This window comes from Streptomyces ossamyceticus (assembly GCF_001418475.1).
In the GTDB taxonomy this organism is placed as follows: domain Bacteria; phylum Actinomycetota; class Actinomycetes; order Streptomycetales; family Streptomycetaceae; genus Streptomyces; species Streptomyces ossamyceticus.
In genome coordinates this window covers 1-4,472 of sequence record NZ_LIQX01000663.1, presented here as the reverse complement: position 1 = coordinate 4,472, position 4,472 = coordinate 1, and the positions used below count along the sequence as shown (strand labels likewise).

Below are 4,472 nucleotides of genomic sequence, written 5' to 3'. Positions count from 1 at the left end.
GCGACCGACCGCGCGCGGCCCCGCGGATCACAACCGGGCGCGCGCGGCTCGACGACCGCGACCGGACGCGCGCGGCTCGACGACCGCGACCGGACGCGCGCGAGCGCACGGCGGCGGGGGCCCGCAGGGTGCGAGGCACCGGGCGGCGAGCCACGTGAGGCGTGCCGACACGGGCCGGGCGACCGGCCGCGCACGGCCCGCGGATCACAACCGGGCGCGCGCGGCTTGACGACCGGGAGCGGGCGCGCGCGGCTCGACGACAGGGACCGGGCGCGCGAACGCACGACGCGGGCGCGCGGAGGGCGCGGGTCTCCGGGCGACGGCCCCGCGTGGTGGCCTGTCGGTGGGTCTTTGCGCTCCCACGGCCCGCAGCGCCCGACCGGCCGGGCGCGGCTTGAGGGCCTCGACCGGGCTGGGCCTGCGGGGGGGCGCCTCTGCCGGCCCGGACGCGCGTGGCCTCGGGGCCGTCGGCGGGTCGGCCTGCGGGTGATGCCGCCGTCGGCCGGGCAGCCCCGGCCGCACACGGCCGGGGGTGTGTGGGCTCGGGGCCGACGGCGGCCCCGGGGGCGGAGCCGGCGGGGCTTACGCGTTCCTGACCTTCAGGGCGCGGTTCAGGTCGTCGAGTTGGTCGACCAGTTTTCGGCGCAGGGCCGGGATGGGGGCGGCCTCGGCCAGGCAGCGTTCGCCCAGGCCGAGGGTTTCCGCGTCCACCGTGTGCACCGGGAACGCCCAGCGTCCGGCGGCCTCGGCGATGGCCGGGCCCCGTCGGGCGGCGAGCGCGACCGCGTCGTCCCAGTAGCGGTCGACGTACTCCTGGAGGAGTTCCGTCTGTTCCGGCTGCCAGAAGCCCTGGGCGGTGGCGGTGAAGAGGTAGTTGGAGAGGTCGTCGGTGGTGAACATCGCCTCCCAGGCGGTCTGCTTGGCCTGAGGTTCGGGGAGGGCGGCCCGGCAGCGGGCGGCGCCTTCCTGGCCGGTGGCGCTGGGGTCGCGTGACAGTTCCTCCGCGATCGCGTCGGCGTCGACCGCGCCGAGGACGGCGAGTCGGCCGAGGACCCGCCAGCGCAGCTCGGGGTCGAGTTCGGGCCCGCCGGGGACCGTGCCGTCGGCGAGCCAGGCGGCGATGGTGTCGGGGTGGGCGGCGACGTCGATGAAGTGGCGTACGGCGGTCAGGCGCAGGCCAGGGTTGTCGCCGTCCTCGGTGCGGCGGATGAGGTCGCGGCACAGGGCGGCGAGGGTGGTCAGCCCGGCGGGGCGCTGCTCGGGGGTGAGGAAGCGGTCGGCGATCTGGGTGGTGGCGAAGGTGAGGACGCCCTGGACGATGGCGAGGTCGGTCTCGCGGGGCAGGTGAGTGCGGGCGGCGTCCAGGTAGGCGGTGGGCGGGAGTTCGGCGTCGCGGACGGCGTCGCGCAGGGAGTTCCACACGACGGCGCGGGTGAGCGGGTCGGGGAGTCCGCTGAGGTGGCCGGTGACGGTGGTGAAGGAGTCGGGGTCGAAGCGGACCTTGGCGTAGGTGAGGTCGCCGTCGTTGAGGAGGAGCAGGGCGGGGCGTTTGCCGATGGGCTGGTCGCCGGTCTGCGGGATGTCGAGGGCGAGGCTCTCGCGGAGGGTGAGGTGGCCCTGGTCGTCGCCGGGGTCCCGGTCGTAGACGCCGACGGTGATGTGGTGGGGGCGGGTGCCGGCGTGGTCGACGGTGAGGGTGTAGGTGCTGTCGGTGCCGCGGGTGACCTTGGGGGTGAGGGTGTCGACGCCGGTGGTGCGCAGCCAGGCGTCGGCCCAGGCGTGGACGTCGCGTTCGGTGGCGCCGGCGAGGTTGTCGATGAAGTCGGCGAGGGTGGCGTTGCCGAAGCGGTGGCGGGTGAAGTGGGCGTTGATGCCGGCGAGGAAGTCCTTCTCGCCGAGCCAGGCGACGAGCTGGCGCAGGGCGGAGGCGCCCTTGGCGTAGGAGATGCCGTCGAAGTTGAGGAGGGCGGCGGCGGTGTCGTCGACGTTCTCGGGGGCGACGGGGTGGGCGGAGGGGCGCTGGTCGGCGTCGTAGCCCCAGGCCTTGCGGGCGACGCCGAAGTCGACCCAGGTGTCGGTGAAGCGGGTGGCCTCGGTGAGGGTCTGGTAGCCCATGTACTCGGCGAAGGACTCGTTGAGCCAGATGTCGTCCCACCACTTGAGGGTGACGAGGTCGCCGAACCACATGTGGGCCATCTCGTGGGCGATGACCATGGCGCGGGTCTGGCGTTCTGTGTCGGTGACGGCGGAGCGGTAGACGAACTCGTCGCGGAAGGTGACGAGTCCGGGGTTCTCCATGGCGCCCGCGTTGAACTCGGGGACGAACGCCTGGTCGTAGGAGTCGAAGGGGTACGGCTCCTCGAACTTCTCGTGGTAGCGGTCGAAGCAGGCGCGGGTGACGTCGAGGATCTCGTCGGCGTCGGTGTCGAGGTAGGGGGCCAGGGAGCGGCGGCAGTGGATGCCGAAGGGCAGGCCGCGGTGTTCGGTGCGGACGGAGTGCCAGGGGCCGGCGGCGACGGCGACGAGGTAGGTGGAGATGAGGGGGGTGGTGGCGGCGCGCCAGGTGCCGTCGTCCCGCTGGGCGGTGATGCCGTTGGAGAGGACGGTCCAGCCCTCGGGGGCGGTGACGGTCAGGTCGAAGACGGCCTTGAGGTCGGGTTGGTCGAACGCGGCGAAGACGCGTTGGACGTCGTCCATGAACAGCTGGGTGTAGACGTAGGTCTCACCGTCGGTGGGGTCGGTGAAGCGGTGCATGCCCTCGCCGGTGCGGGAGTAGCGCATGGCGGCGTCGACGCGCAGTTCGTGTTCGCCCGGGGTGAGACCGGTGAGCGGCAGGCGGTTGCCGTCGAGGGTCTCGGGGTCGACGGGCTTGCCGTCGAGGGTGACGGAGCGCAGGTCGGCGGGCTTGAGCTCGACGAAGGTGTCCGCGGCCTTTTTCTTTCCCCGTACGGTGAAGCGGATGACGGTACGGGAGTCGAAGGTCTCGTCGCCGCGCGTGAGGTCGAGGGTGATCTCGTAGCGGTGGACGTCGAGGAGTCGGGCACGGGCATGCGCTTCGTCGCGCGTCAGTACGGACATGAGGGACATGCTGCCTGATGCCCAGGGCACGGGACAGGGGCGGGCCGGGTACGCCACCTATGTCCGGTCGTATGCGCCGCGCGCCCGGTCGTATGCGGCCTATGCCCGGTCGTTCGCGCCGTCCCGCGCGTCGTCGTCCGTGCGCTCCCGTTGGGCGGGGAGGTGGCCGCCGGTGTCGTCGTGTTTGTGGTCGGCGTGGTCGTCGCGGTCCTGGTGGTCCCTGAGGCGGGCGCGCAGTTCGCGGACCTCGCGTTCCAGGGTGTGGGAGCGTTCGTGGGCGTCGAAGAGGTAGCGGACCTTGGTGCGCAGCGCCCAGGGGTCGATGGGTTTCATGACGAGGTCGGCGACGCCGAGGCGGAAGGCGGTGGCGGTCAGCTCGGCGTCGGGGCCGAAGCCGGTGAGGAGGATGACGGGGATGTGCTGGGTCTGTTCGACGCCGCGCATGTAGCGGACGACGTCGAGGCCGCTGACGCCGGGCATGCGCACGTCGAGGAGGAGCAGGCCGACCTGGCCGCGCAGGACCTCCTTGAGTGCCGCGTCGCCGCTGGTGGCGCGGGTCAGGTGGTAGCCCAGCGGGGCCAGGGCGCTCTCCAGGGCGTAGAGCGTGTCCTCGTGGTCGTCCACGATGAGGATCTTGGCTTCCGACGGCATGGCCCATGTCCCCTCGCTCGGCTCGGCGGTTCGCGGTCGGCGGCGCCTTGATCCGAGTTTCTCACCGCATGTAGTCACTGTCTGACGAAGAGTGCTCACGCAGGATGCCCGCTGGAGGGCGGGATGTCACTCCCCCGTGGTCACCGCTGGGCGGCGGTGGCGCCGTTGGCGGTGGTACCGGTGGTGCCGCTGCTGCCGGTGGTACCGGCCGTTCCGTGACTGCCGGTCGTGCCGTGGGTGGCGGGTGCGCCGGTCGTGCCGTGGTTGCCGGTGGTGCCGTTGTCGCCGGTGGTGCCGTTCAGTGCGTCGTCCGCGATGCGTTCGTGGTGCCGGATGACCTCGGCGATGATGAAGTTGAGGAGCTTCTCCGCGAACGCCGGGTCCAGCTTGGCACTTTCGGCGAGCCCGCGCAGCCGGTTGATCTGCTGGGCCTCGCGGGCCGGGTCGGCGGGGGGCAGCTGGTGCGCGGCCTTGAGGTGGCCGACCCGCTGGGTGCACTTGAAGCGTTCGGCGAGCATGTGGACGACGGCGGCGTCGATGTTGTCGATGCTGTCCCGCAGCCGGGTCAGCTCGGCCCGCACCTCGGCGTCGACCTCGCCGGCCGCCGCGCCGCTGTTCGCCTCGTTGGTGTCGCTGGTGGTCATGGTCGTCACCCTACGTCGGCCCGGTCCGCCGTCCCACGCCGCGGGCGGCGGCAGCCGGGGGCACGGGGCGGCGGACGCCGGTCGTCGTCGGCGGACACC

2 protein-coding genes and 1 pseudogene are annotated in these 4,472 nt (G+C 72.9%); all 3 read right to left on the bottom strand.

The genetic code is table 11. The features are described from left to right. Positions 1 to 582: 582 nt before the first annotated feature. Positions 583 to 3,087 (bottom strand): aminopeptidase N, encoded by a 2,505-nt coding sequence (gene pepN / locus AOK15_RS36060; protein WP_055522686.1) that lies wholly within the window; start codon positions 3,085 to 3,087, stop codon positions 583 to 585. A 90-nt stretch (positions 3,088 to 3,177) separates the two neighbouring features. Next, positions 3,178 to 3,729 carry a response regulator gene (locus AOK15_RS36055; RefSeq protein WP_055522684.1) on the bottom strand — a complete coding sequence of 184 codons (552 nt, stop codon included), beginning with the start codon at positions 3,727 to 3,729 and terminating at the stop codon, positions 3,178 to 3,180. A 287-nt stretch (positions 3,730 to 4,016) separates the two neighbouring features. After that, positions 4,017 to 4,373, bottom strand: a pseudogene (locus tag AOK15_RS36050) (chorismate mutase); the annotation flags it as partial. Positions 4,374 to 4,472 lie beyond the last annotated feature (99 nt).